The organism is Streptomyces sp. NPDC014864, assembly GCF_043081525.1.
GTDB lineage: Bacteria > Actinomycetota > Actinomycetes > Streptomycetales > Streptomycetaceae > Streptomyces.
Genome location: NZ_JBIBWT010000017.1, coordinates 86647 through 106935 on the forward strand (window position 1 = coordinate 86647; position 20289 = coordinate 106935).

Here is a 20289-nt window from a genome sequence, read left to right on the forward strand (position 1 = left end):
TACGGGAGACAGGCGGCCTGACCAGCAAGGATGGGGAAGCGGAAGATGGACAAGCAGCAGGAGTTCGTGCTCCGGACCTTGGAGGAGCGCGACATCCGGTTCGTACGCCTGTGGTTCACGGACGTGCTGGGCTTCCTGAAGTCCGTGGCCGTGGCCCCCGCCGAGCTGGAGCAGGCCTTCGACGAGGGCATCGGCTTCGACGGTTCCGCCATCGAGGGCTTCGCGCGGGTCTACGAGTCAGACATGATCGCCAAGCCCGATCCCTCCACGTTCCAGATCCTGCCCTGGCGCGCCGAGGCCCCCGGCACCGCCCGCATGTTCTGCGACATCCTGATGCCGGACGGCTCCCCGTCCTTCGCCGACCCGCGCTACGTCCTCAAGCGCGCCCTGGCCAAGACCTCCGACCTGGGCTTCACCTTCTACACACACCCCGAGATCGAGTTCTTCCTGCTGAAGAACAAGCCCGTCGACGGCAGCCGCCCGACCCCGGCCGACAATTCCGGCTACTTCGACCACACCCCGCAGAACGTGGGCATGGACTTCCGCCGCCAGGCGATCACCATGCTGGAGTCGATGGGCATCTCGGTGGAGTTCTCCCACCACGAGGGCGCCCCGGGCCAGCAGGAGATCGACCTGCGGTACGCGGACGCGCTGTCCACGGCGGACAACATCATGACGTTCCGCCTGGTCATGAAGCAGGTGGCGCTGGAGCAGGGGGTGCAGGCGACCTTCATGCCGAAGCCGTTCTCGGAGTTCCCGGGCAGCGGCATGCACACGCACCTGTCCCTCTTCGAGGGTGACCGGAACGCGTTCTACGAGTCCGGCGCCGAGTACCAGCTCTCCAAGGTCGGCCGCTCCTTCATCGCGGGCCTGCTGCGCCACGCGGCGGAGATCTCGGCTGTCACCAACCAGTGGGTGAACTCCTACAAGCGCATCTGGGGCGGCTCCGAGCGCACCGCCGGCGCCGGCGGCGAGGCCCCCTCGTACATCTGCTGGGGCCACAACAACCGCTCGGCCCTGGTCCGCGTCCCCATGTACAAGCCGGGCAAGACCGGCTCCGCGCGCGTGGAGGTCCGCTCCCTGGACACCGGCACCAACCCCTACCTCGCCTACGCCGTCCTCCTCGCCGCCGGCCTGAAGGGCATCGAGGAGGGGTACGAGCTGCCGCCGGGCGCCGAGGACGACGTCTGGGCCCTCTCCGACGCCGAGCGCCGCGCCCTGGGCATCGAGCCCCTCCCGCAGAACCTCGGCGAGGCCCTGGCCCTCATGCAGCGCAGCGACCTGGTCGCCGAGACCCTCGGCGAACACGTCTTCGACTTCTTCCTCCGCAACAAGAAGCAGGAGTGGGAGGAGTACCGCTCCGAGGTGACCGCCTTCGAACTGCGGAAGAACCTGCCGGTGCTGTAGGCGCAGGTCGCGGCGGGTTTCCCGCGTACGCGGCGCATGGGGCCGACGGTCACGGACCGCCGGCCCCCACGCGTCTCACCCGCCCCGGGCCGCCGCCCCTGGCCGTTCGGCGCCGGAGCGCGCACTGCTTGAAATGGCCTGGCTCGCCGCCCGATCACCCGACAGGCTGACGGCACCGCCTCCACCTGTCCAGAAGGGACCACGCCATGACCCCGCCCGCCTTCCCCCCGGAGCCCACCCCGATCCACGTGCCCGACGAGGTCCTCGACGACCTGCGCGCCCGTCTCACATCGACCCGTCCGCCGCTGGACGAGGGGAACGAGGACTGGTCCTACGGCGTCCCGGACAGCTATCTCCGCGAGCTGGTCGCCTACTGGCGGGACGGCTACGACTGGCGCAAGGCCGAGGCCGCCATCAACGTCCACGACCACTACCAGGTGAGCGTCGCCGGTGTCCCGGTGCACTTCATGCGCAAGCGCGGCCGCGGCCCTCGCCCGATCCCGTTGATCCTCACCCACGGCTGGCCGTGGACGTTCTGGCACTGGTCGAAGGTGATCGGCCCGCTCGCCGACCCGGCCGCGTTCGGCGGTGACCCCGCCGACGCGTTCGACGTCATCGTGCCGTCCCTGCCCGGCTTCGGCTTCCCCGGCCCGCTCACCGGCTTTCCGGACGTCAACTTCTGGAAGGTCTCCGACCTCTGGCACACCCTGATGACCGAGACCCTCGGATACGAGAGGTACGCCGCCGGGGGCTGCGACATCGGCGGGATCGTCTCCAGCCAGCTCGGCCACAAGTACGCCGACGAGCTGTACGGCATCCACATCGGCTCCGGGCTGCCGCTCGACTTCTTCACCGGCCCCCGCGCCTGGGACTTCGCCCGGAACCGGCCCCTCACCGACGAGCAGCCCGCCGACGTCCGCGCCCGCATCATCGAGCTGGACCACCGCTCGGCGTCCCACCTCACCGTGCACATGCTCGACGGCGCCACCCTGGCCCACGGGCTGAGCGACTCACCCGCCGGACTGCTCGCCTGGCTGCTGGAGCGCTGGAACGCCTGGAGCGACAACGGCGGCGACGTCGAGTCCGTCTTCACCAAGGACGACCTGCTCACCCACGCCACGATCTACTGGGTCAACAACTCCATCGCCACGTCGATGCGTTACTACGCCAACGCCAACCGCTACCCCTGGGTCCGCGCCCACGACCGCACCCCGGTCGTGCAGGCCCCGGTCGGCCTCACCTTCGTCACGTACGAGAACCCGCCCGGCATCCACACCGCCGACGAGCGCGTCCGGGCGTTCAAGTCCGGCCCGCAGGCCGATTGGTTCAACCACGTCAACGTCAACGCCCACGACCACGGCGGCCACTTCATCCCCTGGGAGAACCCCGACGCCTGGGTGAGCGACCTCCGCCGCACCTTCCGCGGCCGCAGGCCCTGAACGGGCCTGCCGGCTCGACGGGGGACCAGCCAGGGCAAAGTGCCCTGCCGGCGGGAGCAGCGCCGGCGGTGAGGCAGCGCGGCGTGGAGGAAGGTCGATTCGGCTTCAACCTTTTGGGTGCGGCAGCGCTCTGAAGAGGGGTGACAAGGCAGGGTCCCTCGACAGGGCCCGGAAGGGAGAGCAGATGCCGGAGAACGGCCGGGGCTCCGAAGCGCCAAGGGGACCCCAGGCGCCCGAGAGCTTCGAGGCCTTCGCACGGGCGAGCCAGAGACGGTTGTACCGGACCGCTTACCTGCTGTGCGGGGACCCGGACACGGCCCGGGACCTGACGCAGACCACGCTCGCCAAGCTGTTCCAGCACTGGCGGCGGGCGAGCGCCGCCGACCATGTCGAGGCCTATGCCAGAACCGTGCTGGCCCGCACCTACCTGGCCGAGCGTCGGCGCCGACTGCGGGACCTGCTGGCGCACTCCCGTCCCGACCCCCGGCCCGCACCCGACCACACCGATCTGCGGGTGACGCTGATGTCGGCGCTGGCCGGACTGCCGCCCAGAGCCCGGGCGATGGTCGTCCTGCGGTACTGGGAGGACCAGAGCGTCGAGTCCGTTGCCGAGCTTCTGCAGTGCAGCGAGTCCACGGTCAAGAGCCAGTGCTCACGTTCCCTGGCGAAACTGCGCGCCCAACTGGGCGAGGCCCACACCTACGCCACGGGGAGCTGAGGAACCGCCATGACAGACAACATGCACGAAGAAGACCGCCGGAGCGCCCTGCTGGTCAAGGATGCGATGGAACGTACGGTGGCGGAACTGCCGTCGTTGTCCGACCTGGTGCCCGCCGCAGTCACCCAGGGGCGGCGCCGCAGGGCGCGGGCCCGTCTCGCGATCGCCGCGGTGGTCGCCTGTGTGGCGGGGACAGTGGTGTTCGGCTTCCTGGCGCTCCCCGTCGGGGGCGGCGCCCGTACGACGGTCCTTCCTGCCAGGAGCGGCACACCCTCGCCCCACGAGTCGCCCGATCCGGTCCGGGAACCGGAGCCGTACCGCACACCGGTCCACATCGAGCCCACGAGCGACGAGGAGCGGTCCATGGCCGACCTTCCGCCCGCCGAGCGGAAACGGCGGGCGGAGTTCCAGCAACAGGCGGCGGCCGTCCTCGACGAACTGCTGCCGGACACGGTCGGCCTGATCCGGCCGGTCGACCTAGAGGTGCGGCGCTATCAGGGCCAGGCCGAAGACGGCTCGGTGTTCCCGATCATCTTCTCCGTACGGCCGTCCGGCGACGGCTCCGGCCCGAGGCCCTGCCCCGAGCAGCCCGACGCCCTCAAGGGCGGAAGCTGTGAACAGGCCACTCTGCCGGGTGGCCTCAAGGCGGTCTCGCTCCGTCTGCCCGCCGACTCGCCCGAGACCTTGTCCACCCAGGTCTATTTCTCCTACGGGCACAGTGATGTCGAACTCAGCGTCTACCCGGACACGGGCGCCACGACATCCTCCCCGGTCACCAGCAAGGACCTCCTGGCGGCCGCGGGCGACTCTCGCTTCCTCGACCTGGTGCGGTACGCCGACGCACACCCGATGCAGAAGAGGCAGACCACCATCGCGGGCGGCTGAGGAGCCGCTGTCGGAGCGGTGCGCTTCACTGTCCGCCATGCAGCTCACGCAAGCGACCGTCGACGACCTGCTGGCCCGGATCGGCCCGGGGGACGGCTACGCGTACCTGTCCAGCGACGTGGATCCGCAGGACCTGACCGAGCTGCTCGGCGGCAGGTACGGCGTCCCGCGCACCCTCGTCCTCGACGGCCTCACCGACCCGACGGTCGACGAATCCAGGGGCGCCGCTCTCCTCGTCCCCTTCGAGGACCGGGCCGTGAAGATACGGGCGTGGGCCCCCGGGAACCAGTGGGTCGGCACGGGTACGGCGCGGGACGCCGGGGGATCGAGCGGCCGGTGCTGGTGGTCGCCCACAGGGAGGTCCCAGAACCTCTGGCGATCGCTCCGGACGAGGACGAGGGCGTCGACTGGATGGAGCGGTACACGATGGCCCGCGATTTCGACACCCACTGGTTCATGGACTACCGGGAGAGCGATTGACCGAAACCCCGCCAACGCCGACGGCAACGAGCGCGGAGTGCGACGGCACCCGGCAGCTTGTGGCGGAGGAGGCACGGTCAGCCCGGCGTGGGCATGAAGCCGCCGCGGGCGGTGCCCGAGGAGAGCAGGGCTGACCAGTCGAGTGCCTGGGGCAGGTGTTCGAGGGACAGGACGACTGCTCCGCCTGCCTGCTCGGCATCCGCGCACCAGTCGCTCATGCCGCTCGCTGCCGTGCCGTCGTCGGCCCTGCCGACCACCGCCGCAGCGAGAGCGGGGACTACGAGCCCGTGGTCCCCGGGTCCGTCCACGAGGCACAGGGTGAGGCGGGGGACGATGCTCCAGCCCTCGCACAAGGGCACCGCCCCGTCCGGCGCGGTCAGGAGCGGCAGGGCATCGTGGACAGGCGCCTCGGCCAGCAGGAGCACGGGCGTGGCACCACGGACGAACAGAGTGTTCTCAGGATCCAGCAGCACCGGACCACTCTCGCAGGCCGGGGCATCGGGGCGGCAGGAGGTTGCCGAGTCGGCCACGCACACCCGCGGAAGTGCGAACCAGGAGGATCGCAGCGAGGCGACCGGCAATGCCCCCTCCGAGAGGCCATGAAGCGCGCCCAGGTCGGCGCCTCAGGGTTACCACTCCCTGGACGAGGCCGACCACGCCTTTCCGGGCTGGCTCATCACTGGACGGGGGCGCCGACTTCGCTGACTGCTTGGCACAGGGCCCGCTAGCATCAATGTCACTACTGGAGGGGGAACGAGTGCAGGTGTTCATTCGGGTCGTCTCAGACGGTCTCTCCGACGTACACGACCTGTACCGCTGGCTTTCCGAGGACCCGGATGTCCGAAACGAGGCGGAAGTCGAACTGGCTGAGGCTGAAGCGTTCCCGGAGGCTCTGGGAGCCCTGGAGTTGATCAACGTCGTTATTTCGAATGCCACTGCTCTCGGCAGCTTGCTGGTGTCCATCTCCACTTGGCGCAGTGCGCGTGGCAGGGAGGCTGAAGTCCGCGTTGAGCGCAACGGAGTCAGAGTCTCCGTGGAGGGTGCCGACCCCGAGGCGATCCAGGACCTGCTGCGTCAGCTTTCCGGCACTGCGACGGACACCGCCCAACGCGGCTCGGATGATGCGGGGAGTACAGAGGAGGGTTCAGCGGAGGGCGTTCGGTGAAACGGGGGAACTCGAACACGGAGGTACACCTCTCCGACCCCTCAACGTCATATGCGGTACTCATCGAGGTTCACCAGTTCGCTCGGGAGCCGAATGCGGGCAGCAGCCGAACCCGATACCTCGAAGACCGCCCCTCCGTCGAAACCGGCTGCCGGCGCCTTGCCGAACTCCTCATCGATCCCACCGTGTGGGGCCTGTCTCCCCAGAACTGTGTAGTCGTCACTCAACCGAGCCGCGACGACATGCTGGAGGCCGTGCACAAGGCGGCAGCCAAGGCGCAAGACACCCTGGTCGTCTATTACGCGGGCCACGGAGTTGTTTATCCGCATAGCGAAGACCTCCACTTGGCCGTGCCGAACACGACCAAGGACAAGCAATTCTCCGCCGTCTGTTACGCCGACCTCCGAAGCATTCTGGTCGCCGCCACGCACGTAAAGCGTAAAGTGGTCATCCTCGACTGCTGCTTCAGCGGCTTGGCCTTGCTGAGGTCGCTCTCCTCCGACGCCGACGTGACGGGCATGGCCGACATCGAGGGCACCGTCGTCCTCACGGCCTCGCATGCCACCAAGCTGGCGCTGGCCCCGAAAGGTGAGCCATATCCCGCGTTCACCGGCGAGCTCATCAACGTGCTGGAACAGGGCGCCCCCGGTGGCGGCGAGCTGCTGACGATGACTGACGTCTTCGAGAATATTGACGCCGCCATGAGGCGTAAAGGCAGACCACGTCCTCAGCAGTTGCACCGTGGGCGCGGCAATCGCATCAGCATCGTCCGCAACCGAGCCCCGAGAGCGGCCCCCCTCCAGTCGGAAGCGGACCAAGCGTCGTATTCCCGTGAGGAGGCACAGAAGCGAAGAAGGAGGGTCGTCGTCTCCTCGCTCATGGCTGTGGCTTTGGGTTATGGGCTAGCCGTGTGGGCGTTGCTCCCCAAGGCGAAGCCCGAAGCGCACCCCTCGACGTTGGCCGGCCTTCATTGCGGCCAGGCTTACGACACCTTCGACCCCGGGGACGGCCAAGTGCGCGAGGAGGTTTCGGTCAAGGTAGTGCACGATGCCGCCTGCAAAGGCGACTTCGACGCGATGGAAGTGGCGATGGACCGGGCAGGCTTTGACGCTGCCGGGTTCAGCGCGGCGATGCCCAGCCAGGTGGTCGCTTCCTGGGAGAAGAGGAAGGACCGGATCTCGTTGCTGCAGGCCATCGCGACCTTGCTGGAGCGGAAGCCGTCAGTATCGCAAGGAGGATTGGAGTTTCGAAACGGCAAAAGGGTCGCCACATGGGAGAGGGGCGCCGGAACCACGCCTGACTCACAGCTCAGGTGGTCCGGCTACTTCGACTGCTCACGCCTTCCTGACCGCAGCCACCCCGCGTGCGAACTCTTAGACGGCTGACTCAGGACGGCACTGTGACTGACGAGCCGCGAGGCCGCCGGCGTCTGCGGCGCGGCGCCACCCTTGCTGAAGGGAGGACGCCTCGGCGGATGACCTCGCATCGTCCGCCTCGCCGGTCGTGATCCGTGCGCGATGGCCCGAGTTCCGCGAGGCCCGGTCGTGGTGATCGGTCCTGCGGAGCCACGAGTCGATCCATTGTCTTCGCGCATGGGCGGATCGAAGCACGAGCGGGGGAATCGTGTGCATGTTGCACGAGTCCGGCCGTCCGGGACGGGGAGGCCGGACTCGGGCGGGTTCCCTCCGGCGCCAGTGGCCGCCACTCCGGTTAGGCTCTGGCCAGGACGAACGGATCCGACGGGAGGCCGGGATGACGGCGCCGGGGCGCAGGAGCAGTACCTTCACACGGCTGCTGCGGCACGGCTTCACCGATGCCTCCGCCGCCGAGCGGCTGCTGGACAGCGCGGAGCTCGCCGCCGTCCGCGACGACCCGGTGCTCCTCGAGGCGCTCGGCGCGACCGCCGACCCCGACCTCGCGCTCGGCGGCCTGGTCCGGCTGCTGGAGGCCCAGCCGGCCCCCGCCGCCCGGCGCGAGCTGCTCGACACGCTGATAGCGGCCAAGCCGCTGCGCGACCGGCTGCTCGGCGTGCTCGGCGCCTCCGCCGCGCTCGGCGACCACCTCGCGCGGCACGCCGGCGACTGGCAGGCGCTCGTCACCTACGAGCCGCGGGACCTGCACCCGGGCGTGGAGGAGTTCGAACGCGGGCTCGCGGACGCCACCGACCCCGTCTCGCTGCGCGTCGCCTACCGGCGCTGCCTGCTGTCCATCGCCGCCCGCGACGTGTGCGGCACCATCACCGTCGCCGAGACCGCCGCCGAGCTCGCCGACCTGGCCACCGCCACCCTGCGCGCCGCGCTCCGCCTCGCCACGGCCGCCGCCCCCGACGACGCCGCGCTGTGCCGGCTCGCGGTGATCGCCATGGGCAAGTGCGGCGGCCACGAGCTGAACTACGTCTCCGACGTCGACGTCATCTTCGTCGGCGAGGCCGCGGACGGCGCCGATGAGGGCAAGGCGCTGCGCGCCGCGACCCGGCTCGCCTCGCACCTGATGCGCATCTGCTCCGAGACGACGGTCGAGGGCTCGATCTGGCCGGTGGACGCCAACCTGCGGCCCGAGGGCCGCAACGGCCCGCTGGTGCGCACGCTCAGCAGCCATGTCGCCTACTACCAGCGATGGGCCAAGACCTGGGAGTTCCAGGCGCTGCTCAAGGCCCGCCCGGTGGCCGGCGACCCCGCGCTCGGCGAGGAGTACGTCGCCGCCCTGCACCCGCTGGTCTGGCAGGCCGCCGAACGCGAGAACTTCGTCGCCGACGTGCAGAAGATGCGCCGCCGCGTCGTCGAGAACATTCCCGTCGCGGAGGTCGAGCGGGAGCTCAAGCTCGGCCCGGGCGGCCTGCGGGACGTCGAGTTCGCCGTCCAGCTGCTGCAACTGGTGCACGGCCGCGCCGACGCCTCCCTGCGCAGCGGCACCACCCTGGACGCCCTCAAGGCGCTGGCCGCCGGAGGCTACGTCGGCCGGGCGGACGCCGTGCAGCTCGACGAGGCGTACCGCTTCCTGCGTTCCATGGAGCACCGCATCCAGCTGCACCGGCTGCGCCGCACCCACCTGGTCCCGGAGGACGAGGCCGACCTGCGCCGCCTCGGCCGCTCCCTGGGGCTGCGCACCGAGCCGGTCGCCGAGCTCACCCGCGAGTGGCGGCGCAACGCCGGCGTCGTACGGCGGCTCCACGAGAAGATCTTCTACCGGCCGCTGCTCGACGCGGTCGCCCAGCTCGCCCCCGGTGAGGCCCGGCTCAGCCCCGAGGCGGCCCGCGAGCGCCTGGTCGCCCTCGGCTACGCCGACCCCGCCGCCGCGCTGCGCCACCTGGAGGCCCTGGCCTCCGGAGTCACCCGCAAGGCGGCCATCCAGCGCACCCTGCTGCCGGTGCTGCTCGGCTGGTTCGCGGACTCCGCCGACCCCGACGCGGGCCTGCTCAACTTCCGCAAGGTCTCCGACGCGCTCGGCAAGACGCCGTGGTACCTGAGGCTGCTGCGGGACGAGGGCGCCGCGGCGGAGAACCTCGCCCGGGTGCTGTCGGCCGGCCGCCTCGCCCCCGACCTCTTGCTGCGGGCGCCCGAGGCGGTGGCCCTGCTCGGTGACGGCGACGGCGGCGGCCTGGAGCCCCGCGAGCGTGCCCACCTGGAGCAGGAGATCCTGGCCGCGGTGGGCCGCGCGGACAACGCCGAGCAGGCGGTCACCGCCGCGCGCGGTGTACGGCGCCGCGAGCTGTTCCGTACGGCCGCCGCCGACATCGTCCACTCCTACGGCACCGAGGAGCAGCCCGCCGAGGCCGACCAGGGCGCGCTCGTGGACCTGGTCGGCTCAGCCGTGTCCGACCTGACCGCGGCGACGCTGGCCGGCACCCTGCGGGCGGTCGTGGACGCGGGGTGGGGCGAGGAGCTGCCGACCCGGTTCGCGGTCATCGGCATGGGCCGGTTCGGGGGGCACGAGCTGGGCTACGGCTCGGACGCGGACGTGCTGTTCGTGCACGAGCCGCGCGAGGGCGTGGACGAGCGGGAGGCCGCGCAGGCGGCGAACCGGGTCGTCGCCGAGATGCGGCGGCTGCTGCAGATCCCGAGCGCGGACCCGCCGCTGCTGATCGACGCGGATCTGCGGCCCGAGGGCAAGACCGGGCCGCTGGTGCGGACGCTGACGTCGTACGAGGCCTACTACCGGCGCTGGTCCCTGGTGTGGGAGTCGCAGGCGCTGCTGCGGGCCGAGCCGGTCGCCGGGGACGCGGACCTCGGGCGGCGCTTCGTCGACCTGGTCGATCCGCTGCGGTACCCGGCGCGAGGGCTGGACGAGGACGCGGTGCGGGAGATCCGGCGGCTGAAGGCGCGGATGGAGTCCGAGCGGCTGCCCCGCGGCGCCGATCCCAAGCTGCACACCAAGCTCGGGCCCGGCGGGCTGTCCGACGTGGAGTGGACGGTGCAGCTGCTCCAGATGCGGCACGGGGCGGGCGAGCCGGGACTGCGCACCACGCGGACCCGGCAGGCGCTGGCGGCCGCGCGGGAGGCGGGGCTGGTGTCGGAGGAGGACGCGTCCGTCCTGGACGAGGCGTGGGTGCTGGCGACGCGGGTGCGCAACGCCGTGATGCTGGTGCGCGGCCGGGCGGGGGACACCTTCCCCTCGGACCCGCGCGAGCTGGCGGCGGTGGGGCGGTACCTGGGGTACGGGCCGGGGCACGTGGGAGACATGTTGGACGCCTACCGGCGGACCGCCCGGCGGGCCCGGGGCGTGGTGGAGACGCTGTTCTACGGGATGTGAGCGGCGTCGCGCCCCTTCGCCGGCAGCAGCGCCTCGCGCGGAACCGGGCTGCGGGGCAGGGCGTACGGCAGCGCCCCGTACCAGAGGCGGGCGAGGGTGAAGCCGACGCCCAGGCACATGAGGCCGCCCACCGCGTCCAGCCAGAAGTGATTGGCGGTGGCGACGATGACCACGAGGGTGGCCACGGGGTAGACCAGCCCGAGGACCCGGACCCAGGGCACGGTGGCCAGGGCGAAGATGGTCAGGCCGCACCACAGGGACCAGCCGATGTGCATCGACGGCATCGCGGCGTACTGGTTCGACATGTGCTTCAGGTCGCCGGAGGCCATCGAGCCCCAGGTGTGGTGGACCTGGACCGTGTCCACGAAGCGGCCGCCGTTCATCAGGCGCGGCGGCGCCAGCGGATACAGGTAGTAGCCGAGCAGGGCGATGCCGGTCGTCGTGAACAGCACCAGGCGGGTCGCCGCGTAGCGGCCGGGATGGCTGCGGTAGAGCCACAGCAGAACACCCACCGTGACCACGAAGTGCAAGGTCGCGTAGTAGTAGTTCATGCCGACGATCAGCCAATTCACGGCGTCGACGGCGTGGTTGACGGACTGCTCGACGGCGATGCCCAGGCGGTGCTCGGCGCGCCAGATCCAGTCCGCGTTGCGCAGCGCCTCGGCCTTCTGCTCCGGTACCGCGTTGCGGATGAGCGAGTACGTCCAGTAACTGACCCCGATCAGCAGGATCTCGAACCAGAGCCGGGGCCGGCCGGGCGTGCGCAGCCGGCCCAGGACGTCCGCCTGCCGCGCATCCGTGGCGGGATGCGGGGCGGCCCCCTCGGGCCCTCCCGGTCGCGTCACGGTCGTGTCACCCATGGGCACAGAGTCTGCCAGAAAAGCCTTCCCCCACCGATCATCCCGCCGTCGGTTCGAGGACGCATGTTGTCCACCCGGCGGCGCCACGGGCGGGCGTGCTCCCAGGCACCGACGTCTGCTACGGACGGGCGCGGTCCCCGGGGGCCGACGCCGTCGAACCGCGCACCACCAGCTCGGGCATGAACACGAACTCGCTGTGCGGGGCGGGCGTCCCGCCGATCTCCTCCAGCAGGGTGCGCACCGCCGCCTGGCCCATGGCCGGCACCGGCTTGCGGATCGTCGTCAGGGGCGGGTCGGTGAACGCGATCAGCGGGGAGTCGTCGAAGCCGACCACCGAGACGTCCCGGGGCACCTCGAGACCCTGCTGCCGGGCCGCCCGTATCGCCCCGAGGGCCATCATGTCGCTGGCGCACACCACCGCCGTGCAGCCCCGGTTCATCAGCGCCGTGGCGGCGGCCTGGCCGCCCTCCAGCGTGTACAGGGAGTGCTGGAGGAATACGGACTCGATCACGTCCGGGGACAGGCCGAGCTGGTCCTGCATGACGCGGACGAAGCCCTCGATCTTGCGCAGCACCGGCACGAAGCGCTTCGGCCCCACGGCCAGCCCGATCCGGGTGTGGCCCAGGGCGACGAGGTGGGTGACGGCCAGGGTCATCGCGGCCCGGTCGTCGGGGGATATGAACGGCGCCTGCACCTTGGGCGAGAAGCCGTCCACCAGCACGAACGGCACGCCCTGGGCGCGCAGCTGGTCGTAGCGCTGGGTGTCGGCGGTGGTGTCTGCGTGCAGTCCGGAGACGTAGATGATCCCGGCGACCCCGCGGTCCACCAGCATCTCGGTCAGCTCGTCCTCCGTGGACCCGCCCGGGGTCTGGGTGGCGAGGATCGGTGTGTAGCCCTGCCGGGTCAGCGCCTGGCCGATGACCTGCGCCAGGGCAGGGAATATCGGGTTCTCCAGCTCGGGGGTTATCAGGCCCACCAGGCCCTCGCTGCGCTGCCGCAGACGCACCGGGCGCTCGTAGCCCAGCACGTCGAGGGCGGCCAGCACGGACTGGCGGGTGGTGGAGGCGACGCCCGGCTTCCCGTTGAGGACGCGGCTGACGGTCGCTTCGCTCACCCCCGCTTGAGCGGCGATATCGGCAAGCCGTGTGGTCACAGGATGTGACTGTACCGGTCGGATCTCGCGTTGCACACCGACAGGACGCCTGGCACGGCCCGTCGCCCGGCTCGCTGCGGGCTGCTGCGTCATCGCGTTCCCTCGTGTTCTGGTCGGCTCCCCGGTACGCAAGGGATGTTCCCCCCGTCGCAACGGTATGGCAAGAGCTTGCAGAGTCTTGCACACCACTTCGGGCCCCGCTGAGCGGCGTGGAATCAAGCTCGTGGCAGGCGCGGTCAGGTCACGGGCGGATAACCGTCATGATCTCTTGCATTTTTTTTCTGCAAGGTCTTTCGCAGCGCTTACATCGCTGTTACGTTCACGGTCGCCCGGCCGCCGCAACGGCGCAGTCGGCAACACAGCAGAGGCGGCGGACGGGACCGCCCTCTGTTCACGGGCTTTCACCCTCAAGGAGAACTCATGCGGCGTGGCATAGCGGCCAGCGCGCTCGTGGCGTCCCTCGCCCTCGCGGCGACGGCCTGCGGCGGAGGCGACAGCGGCAGCGACAACAAGTCGGACGGCCCGGTGACCATCACCTGGTGGGACACCTCCAACGCCACCAACGAGGCGCCGACGTACCAGGCCCTGGTGAAGCAGTTCATGGCTGCCAACAAGAACATCAAGGTCAAGTACGTCGACGTGCCCTTCGACCAGGCGCAGAACAAGTTCGACACGGCCGCCGGCTCCCAGGGTGCCCCGGACGTCCTGCGCTCCGAGGTCGGCTGGACCCCCGCCTTCGCCAAGAAGGGCTACTTCCTGCCGCTGGACGGCACCGAGGCACTCGCGGACCAGGCCAAGTTCCAGCCCAGCCTGATGAAGCAGGCCCAGTACCAGGGCAAGACCTACGGCGTGCCGCTGGTCACCGACACCCTCGCCCTTGTCTACAACAAGGCCCTGTTCAAGAAGGCCGGCATCACCGAGGCGCCCAAGACCTGGGACGAGCTGAAGTCCGACGCCGCCAAGGTCAAGGACAAGACCGGCGTCGACGGCTACTGGGGCTCCACCCAGGCCTACTACGCCCAGTCCTTCCTCTACGGCGAGGGCACCGACACCGTCGACGCCGCCGCCAAGAAGATCACCGTGAATTCGGCCCCCGCCAAGAAGGCGTACGGCACCTGGCTGAGCACGTTCTCCGGCAAGGGCCTGCACAAGGCCGACACCACCGCGGACGCCTACGCCCACATCCAGGACGCGTTCGTCAACGGCAAGGTCGCCGCGATCATCCAGGGCCCGTGGGAGATCACGAACTTCTACAAGGGCAAGGCCTTCACGGACAAGTCCAACCTGGGCATCGCCACCGTCCCGGCCGGCTCCTCCGGCAAGGCGGGCGCCCCCACCGGCGGCCACAACCTCTCGGTCTACGCCGGCTCGGACAAGGCCCACCAGGCCGCGGCCCTGAAGCTCGTGAAGTTCATGACCTCGGCGAAGTCCCAGGAGACCATCGCCCTGAAGAACTCCACGCTGCCCACCCGTGACGACGCCTACACCGCACAGGTCAAGGCCGACCCCGGCATCGCCGGCTACCAGGGCGTGCTCTCCGCCGCCCAGCCGCGCCCGGCGCTGCCCGAGTACAGCTCCCTGTGGGGCCCGCTCGACACCGAGCTGCCCAAGATCGCCGGTGGCAAGGAGTCCCTGGACAAGGGTCTGAGCAACGCTGAGCTCGCGATCGCCAAGCTGGTCCCGGACTTCAGCAAGTAGTGCCCGTGTGGCCGCCGGATCCGTCCTCCGAGGGGGGGAGCGGATCCGGCGGCCACCCGCCTGTGCCCAGCCACTTCCCGAAGCCGCAGAAATTCCAGAAGGTGTCGAACATGACAGTCGCCATCGACCGCGCCACCGGCAAGCGCCGCGGTGACCGCGCGCCACGGCCCGGGCTGGGCCGGCGCCTGAAGCACAGCTACCAGAAGTACTGGTACGCGTACGCGATGATCGCCCCGGTGGCGATCGTCCTGGGCGTCCTCGTGCTGTACCCGCTGGTGTACGGCCTGTACCTCACGCTCACGGACGCCAACAGCCTCAACACGGCCCGCACGATCGGCGTCAACCACATCGACGCCACCTACAAGTTCATCGGGCTCGACAACTACAAGGACATCCTGTTCGGCGCGACGTCGTACGACCGCTTCTGGTCGCACTTCATCTGGACGATCGTGTGGACGGCCCTGTGCGTCGCCCTGCACTACGCCATCGGTCTGGGCCTCGCCCTGCTGCTCAACCAGAAGCTGCGCGGCCGCACCTTCTACCGGCTGATGCTGATCCTGCCGTGGGCCGTGCCCACCTTCGTCACCGTCTTCGGCTGGCGCTTCATGCTCGCCGACGGCGGCGTCATCAACGCCGCCCTCGACACGCTGCACCTGCCCACACCGCTGTGGCTGGAGGACACCTTCTGGCAGCGGTTCGCGGCGATCATGGTCAACACCTGGTGCGGTGTGCCGTTCATGATGGTCTCGCTCCTCGGCGGCCTGCAGTCCATCGACGCCTCGCTCTACGAGGCCGCGGAGATGGACGGCGCGAACGCCTGGCAGCGGTTCCGCTTCGTCACCCTCCCGGGCCTGCGGTCGGTCAGCTCCACCGTCGTCCTGCTCGGCATCATCTGGACCTTCAACCAGTTCGCCGTCATCTTCCTGCTGTTCGGACCCAACGGCGCCCCCGACGCCCAGATCCTCGTCACATGGGCCTACTACCTGGGCTTCGGACAGCAACCGCGTGACTTCGCCCAGTCGGCCGCCTACGGCATCCTGCTGCTGGCCATTCTGATCGTCTTCACCTCGTTCTACCGCCGCTGGCTGAACCGCAATGAGCAGCAGCTCGCGATCTGAGGCAGGAGTTCCCATGAGTACGACCACAGTCGAGACCTCCGCCGCGGTCAGCGAGCAGGACTCCGCGGCTCCGCGGCCGCGGAGGGGACGCGGACGCGAGCAGCGCGGTCTCGCCGCCTCCCTCGCCTCCCACGGCATCCTGATCACCGGCAGCCTCGTCGCGCTGTTCCCGGTCGCCTGGCTGGTGTACCTGTCCCTCGGCCCGGACAAGGACGACTACCTGCACCCCGGCGGCATCTGGGACAAGATGACGCTCGACAACTACACGTTCGTCCTGCAGCACACGAACTTCTTCGAGTGGCTGAAGAGTTCGCTGATCGTCTCGCTCGGTACCACGGTCCTCGGCGTCATGGTCGCCGCGACCACCGGGTACGCGGTCTCCCGCATGCGCTTCCCGGGCTACCGGAAGTTCATGTGGGTGCTCCTGGTCACCCAGATGTTCCCGGTGGCCGTGCTCATGGTGCCGATGTACCAGATCCTCGCCGACCTGCAGCTCGTCGACAGCTACTTCGGTCTCGTCCTCGTGTACTGCACGACCGCGGTGCCGTACTGCGCCTGGCTGCTCAAGGGCTACTTCGACACCATCCCGTTCGAGATCGACGAGGCCGGCCGCGTCGACGGGCTGACGCCCTTCGGCACGTTCGCACGGCTGATCCTGCCGCTCGCCAAGCCGGGCCTGGCCGTCGCCGCCTTCTACAGCTTCATCACCGCGTTCGGCGAGGTCGCCTTCGCCACGACGTTCATGCTGGACGACCAGAAGTACACGCTCGCCGTCGGCCTCCAGAGCTTCATCAGTGAGCACGACGCCCAGCGCAACCTGATGGCCGCCACCGCGGTGCTGATCGCGATACCGGTCTCCGCGTTCTTCTACCTCGTGCAGAAGAACCTCGTCACCGGCCTCACAGCGGGCGGCACCAAGGGCTGACCCCAGCCGAGAAGGCTCCCGCGCGCCTGACCCGCGCGGGCGGCGGCCGCGGTGCCTCAACGCCCCCGCTCACACCGCGGCCGCCTCATCCCTTCCGCCCACGCCCCCAGACCCGACTCCCCCACGCCCGGCCCCGCCCGGGAGGGGGGACCCTCATCGCATCAAGGACGCCATGAGCCAGCAGCACTCCTCGGCCGGAACCCCCACCTCCGAAGCGGCCGTCGCCACTGTCGCCACGCGACGCGACTGGTGGCGGGACGCGGTGATCTACCAGGTCTACCCGCGCAGCTTCGCCGACAGCAACGGCGACGGCATGGGTGACCTGGAGGGCGTACGCTCCCGCCTGCCGTACCTGCGCGACCTCGGCGTCGACGCCGTGTGGCTCAGCCCCTTCTACGCCTCGCCGCAGGCCGACGCCGGCTACGACGTCGCCGACTACCGCGCCGTCGACCCGATGTTCGGCAACCTCCTGGACGCCGACGCCCTGATCCGCGACGCCCACGAGCTGGGCCTGCGCGTCATCGTCGACCTGGTGCCCAACCACTCCTCCGACCAGCACGAGTGGTTCCGGCGCGCGGTCGCCGAGGGCCCGGGCTCGCCGCTGCGTGAGCGCTACCACTTCCGCCCCGGCAAGGGGAAGAACGGCGAACTCCCGCCCAACGACTGGGAGTCCATCTTCGGCGGCCCGTCCTGGACCCGGGTCACCGAGCCGGACGGCACCCCGGGCGAGTGGTACCTGCACCTCTTCGCCCCGGAGCAGCCCGACTTCAACTGGGAGCACCCGGCGGTCGGTGACGAGTTCCGCTCCATCCTGCGCTTCTGGCTGGACATGGGCGTGGACGGCTTCCGCATCGACGTGGCCCACGGCCTGGTCAAGGCGGACGGTCTGCCGGACCTGGGCTCCCACGACCAGCTGAAGCTGCTGGGCAACGATGTCATGCCGTTCTTCGACCAGGACGGCGTGCACGCCGTGTACCGGCAGTGGCGCAAGGTCCTCGACGAGTACGCGGGCGAGCGCATCTTCGTCGCCGAGGCGTGGACGCCGACCGTCGAGCGCACCGCCCTGTACGTCCGCCCGGACGAGCTGCACCAGGCCTTCAACTTCCAGTACCTGGGCACCGCCTGGGACGCGACCGAGCTGCGCGAGGTCATCGACCGCACCCTGGAGTCGATGCGCCCGGTCGGCGCCCCCGCCACCTGGGTGCTGTCCAACCACGACGTGACCCGGCACGCCACCCGCTTCGCCAACCCGCCCGGCCTCGGCACTCAGATCCGCACCGCCGGCGACCGGGAGCTCGGCCTGCGCCGGGCCCGCGCGGCCACGCTGCTGATGCTGGCGCTGCCCGGATCGGCCTACGTCTACCAGGGCGAGGAGCTCGGCCTGCCGGACGTGGTCGACCTGCCGGACGAGGTGCGCCAGGACCCGGCGTACTTCCGGGGCGAGGGCCAGGACGGCTTCCGCGACGGCTGCCGGGTGCCGATCCCGTGGACGCGGGACGGCTCCTCCTACGGCTTCGGCGCCGGCGGCAGCTGGCTCCCGCAGCCGGGTACCTGGGGCGAGCTGAGCGTGGAGGCGCAAGCGGGCGTGCCCGGCTCGACCCTGGAGCTGTACCGCTCCGCGCTCGCCTTCCGCCGGGCCCACACCGACCTGGGCGCGGGCGACTCGGTGGAGTGGCTGCGGGCGCCCGAGGGCGTTCTCGCCCTGCGCCGCGGTGAGTTCGTCTGCGTGGCGAACACCACCGACCGGCCGGTGACCGTCCCGGCGTACGGCCGGCTCCTGCTCTCGAGCGGTGAGGTGGCGGAGGGCGAGGGCGCGACCACGGTGCCCGCCGACACCACGGTGTGGTGGACCACCGGCTGATCCGTCGCAAGTCTTTCGCGTTCTTTCAGGGGCCCGTCGTCCGCACCGGACGACGGGCCCCGCTGCGCGTACCGGAGGCGTCCGCGCACGCCAACGCGCGGCAAACCGCCTCTATTTCGCTTATGTGACAGGAGCATGTCCAGGGGGTTGACCGTCGAGGTCGGGGCTCGTACGGTCTGCTCACTGCAAGTGATTGAAAGCTTGCAGCAATTCCCTTCAAAGGGATCCCGGGAGCCTCCCCAGGGCCCCGGCAGCAGATCCTTCAACGGAGAAGGACCCCCACATGGCCCGCAGAACGCTCTCCGGCGCCCTCGCCCTCGCGGCGGCGGCGGCGGTCGCACTCGCCGTCCCGGCCGGGACCGCCCAGGCCTCCCCGCCCGGCACCAAGGACGTCACCGCAGTTCTCTTCGAGTGGAAGTACGCCTCCGTCGCCAAGGAGTGCACCAGCACCCTGGGGCCGGCGGGTTACGGCTACGTCCAGGTCTCCCCGCCCGCCGAGCACATACAGGGCTCGCAGTGGTGGACCTCGTACCAGCCCGTGAGCTACAAGATCGCCGGCCGGCTCGGCGACCGCGCGGCCTTCCAGAACATGGTCGGCACCTGCCACGCGGCCGGCGTGAAGGTCGTCGTCGACACCGTGATCAACCACATGTCGGCGGGCAGCGGCACCGGCACCGGCGGCTCCTCGTACTCCAAGTACGGCTACCCCGGCCTCTACTCCGTCTACGACTTCGACGACTGCACCGCCCAGGTCGGCAACTACCAGGACCGCTGGAACGTCCAGCACTGCGAACTGGTGGGCCTCGCCGACCTCGACACCGGCGAGGAGTACGTCCGCAAGACCATCGCCGGCTACATGAACGACCTGCTCACCCTCGGCGTCGACGGCTTCCGGATCGACGCGGCCAAGCACATCGACGCGGCCGACCTCGCCAACATCAAGTCCCGCCTGACCAACCCGAACGCCTACTGGAAGCAGGAGGTCATCTACGGGGCGAACGAGGCTGTCCAGCCGACCGAGTACACCGGCAACGGCGACGTCCAGGAGTTCCGTTACGCCTATGACCTCAAGCGGGTGTTCAACAGCGAGAAGCTCGCCTACCTGAACAACTTCGGCGAGGGCTGGGGCTACATGAGCAGCTCGGTGGCCGGCGTCTTCGTCGACAACCACGACACCGAGCGCAACGGCTCCACGCTCAACTACAAGGACGGCGCCAACTACACCCTGGCGAACGTCTTCATGCTCGCCTGGCCCTACGGCGCCCCGGACATCAACTCCGGCTACGAGTGGACCGACGCGGACGCGGGCCCGCCCAACGGCGGCACGGTGAACGCCTGCTGGCAGGACGGCTGGAAGTGCCAGCACGCCTGGCCCGAGATCAAGTCCATGGTCGCCTTCCGCAACGCCACCCGAGGCCAGTCGGTCACCAACTGGTGGGACAACGGGAACAACGCGATCGCGTTCGGCCGCGGTTCCACGGGCTTCGTGGCCATCAACCACGAGACCGGCTCGCTGACCCGGACCTACCAGACGTCCCTGCCGGCGGGCACGTACTGCAACGTGCAGAACAACACCAGCGTCAGCGTGAACTCCAGTGGGCAGTTCACGGCCACGCTGGGCGCCAACACGGCGCTCGCGATCTACGCCGGAAAGTCCGGCTGCTGACGCACCCGGACCCCCGGACCCCGGCGTCGGCGCAGGACATCACCCTTGTCCGCGCGGGCGCCGGGGCCCGGTTGTGAAAGTTCTTGCCGTCGCTTTCAAGCCTCTTGCTGTAAACCTTTCGTCGGCGGTACGGTCACGCGGGCGCCCGGCGACGCGGCCTTCGGC

16 protein-coding genes are annotated in these 20289 nt (G+C 70.0%); 13 read left to right on the plus strand and 3 right to left on the minus strand.

Going from position 1 to position 20289, the window contains the following annotated elements; genetic code table 11:
* Positions 1-45 precede the first annotated feature (45 nt).
* The 5 genes from glnA (at position 46) to ACF1A5_RS26885 (ending at position 4929) form a co-directional block, all read left to right on the plus strand.
* Positions 46-1407: a type I glutamate--ammonia ligase gene (gene glnA / locus ACF1A5_RS26865; RefSeq protein ID WP_356188384.1), complete on the plus strand. Its 1362-nt coding sequence runs from the start codon at positions 46-48 to the stop codon at positions 1405-1407.
* A gap of 206 nt (positions 1408-1613) precedes the next feature.
* Positions 1614-2846 carry an epoxide hydrolase family protein gene (locus ACF1A5_RS26870; protein WP_392195447.1) on the plus strand — a complete coding sequence of 411 codons (1233 nt, stop codon included), beginning with the start codon at positions 1614-1616 and terminating at the stop codon, positions 2844-2846.
* 184 nt (positions 2847-3030) lie between these two features.
* Positions 3031-3564 (plus strand): SigE family RNA polymerase sigma factor, encoded by a 534-nt coding sequence (locus ACF1A5_RS26875; protein WP_392195448.1) that lies wholly within the window; start codon positions 3031-3033, stop codon positions 3562-3564.
* A 9-nt stretch (positions 3565-3573) separates the two neighbouring features.
* A complete protein-coding gene (locus ACF1A5_RS26880; protein WP_392195449.1) occupies positions 3574-4449 on the plus strand; it encodes a hypothetical protein in 876 nt (291 codons plus the stop codon).
* 288 nt (positions 4450-4737) lie between these two features.
* Positions 4738-4929, plus strand: coding sequence for a hypothetical protein (locus tag ACF1A5_RS26885; protein WP_392195450.1), 192 nt, complete (start codon positions 4738-4740; stop codon positions 4927-4929).
* 77 nt (positions 4930-5006) lie between these two features.
* Here ACF1A5_RS26885 and ACF1A5_RS26890 read toward each other — a convergent pair whose 3' ends face one another.
* Positions 5007-5402: a hypothetical protein gene (locus ACF1A5_RS26890; protein WP_392195451.1), complete on the minus strand. Its 396-nt coding sequence runs from the start codon at positions 5400-5402 to the stop codon at positions 5007-5009.
* Positions 5403-5686: 284 nt separating this feature from the next.
* On the opposite strand from ACF1A5_RS26890, the gene ACF1A5_RS26895 reads away from it, so the two are divergent.
* From ACF1A5_RS26895 to ACF1A5_RS26905, 3 genes are all read left to right on the plus strand, one after another.
* A complete protein-coding gene (locus ACF1A5_RS26895; RefSeq protein ID WP_392195452.1) occupies positions 5687-6094 on the plus strand; it encodes a hypothetical protein in 408 nt (135 codons plus the stop codon).
* A complete protein-coding gene (locus ACF1A5_RS26900) occupies positions 6091-7479 on the plus strand; it encodes a caspase domain-containing protein (protein ID WP_392195453.1) in 1389 nt (462 codons plus the stop codon). The genes ACF1A5_RS26895 and ACF1A5_RS26900 overlap by 4 nt, the downstream gene beginning before the upstream one ends.
* Before the next feature lie 367 nt (positions 7480-7846).
* On the plus strand, positions 7847-10843 hold the full coding sequence (locus ACF1A5_RS26905) for a bifunctional [glutamine synthetase] adenylyltransferase/[glutamine synthetase]-adenylyl-L-tyrosine phosphorylase (protein WP_392195454.1): 2997 nt from the start codon (positions 7847-7849) through the stop codon (positions 10841-10843).
* Here ACF1A5_RS26905 and ACF1A5_RS26910 read toward each other — a convergent pair.
* Positions 10831-11703, minus strand: coding sequence for a phosphatase PAP2 family protein (locus tag ACF1A5_RS26910; RefSeq protein WP_392195455.1), 873 nt, complete (start codon positions 11701-11703; stop codon positions 10831-10833). The two genes, ACF1A5_RS26905 and ACF1A5_RS26910, sit on opposite strands and share 13 nt — an antisense overlap.
* Positions 11704-11821: 118 nt before the next feature.
* Positions 11822-12856, minus strand: a complete 1035-nt coding sequence (locus tag ACF1A5_RS26915) for a LacI family DNA-binding transcriptional regulator (RefSeq protein ID WP_392195456.1) — start codon at positions 12854-12856, stop codon at positions 11822-11824.
* Positions 12857-13276: 420 nt separating this feature from the next.
* On the opposite strand from ACF1A5_RS26915, the gene ACF1A5_RS26920 reads away from it, so the two are divergent.
* From ACF1A5_RS26920 to ACF1A5_RS26940, 5 genes are all read left to right on the plus strand, one after another.
* Positions 13277-14554, plus strand: a complete 1278-nt coding sequence (locus ACF1A5_RS26920) for an extracellular solute-binding protein (protein ID WP_392195457.1) — start codon at positions 13277-13279, stop codon at positions 14552-14554.
* A gap of 110 nt (positions 14555-14664) precedes the next feature.
* Positions 14665-15672, plus strand: a complete 1008-nt coding sequence (locus ACF1A5_RS26925) for a carbohydrate ABC transporter permease (protein ID WP_392195458.1) — start codon at positions 14665-14667, stop codon at positions 15670-15672.
* 13 nt (positions 15673-15685) lie between these two features.
* Positions 15686-16597, plus strand: coding sequence for a sugar ABC transporter permease (locus ACF1A5_RS26930; RefSeq protein WP_392195459.1), 912 nt, complete (start codon positions 15686-15688; stop codon positions 16595-16597).
* Positions 16598-16769: 172 nt separating this feature from the next.
* Positions 16770-18458, plus strand: a complete 1689-nt coding sequence (locus ACF1A5_RS26935; RefSeq protein ID WP_392195460.1) for a glycoside hydrolase family 13 protein — start codon at positions 16770-16772, stop codon at positions 18456-18458.
* Between the two features lie 283 nt (positions 18459-18741).
* Positions 18742-20124 (plus strand): alpha-amylase family protein, encoded by a 1383-nt coding sequence (locus ACF1A5_RS26940; RefSeq protein WP_392195461.1) that lies wholly within the window; start codon positions 18742-18744, stop codon positions 20122-20124.
* The last annotated feature ends 165 nt before the right edge of the window (positions 20125-20289 follow it).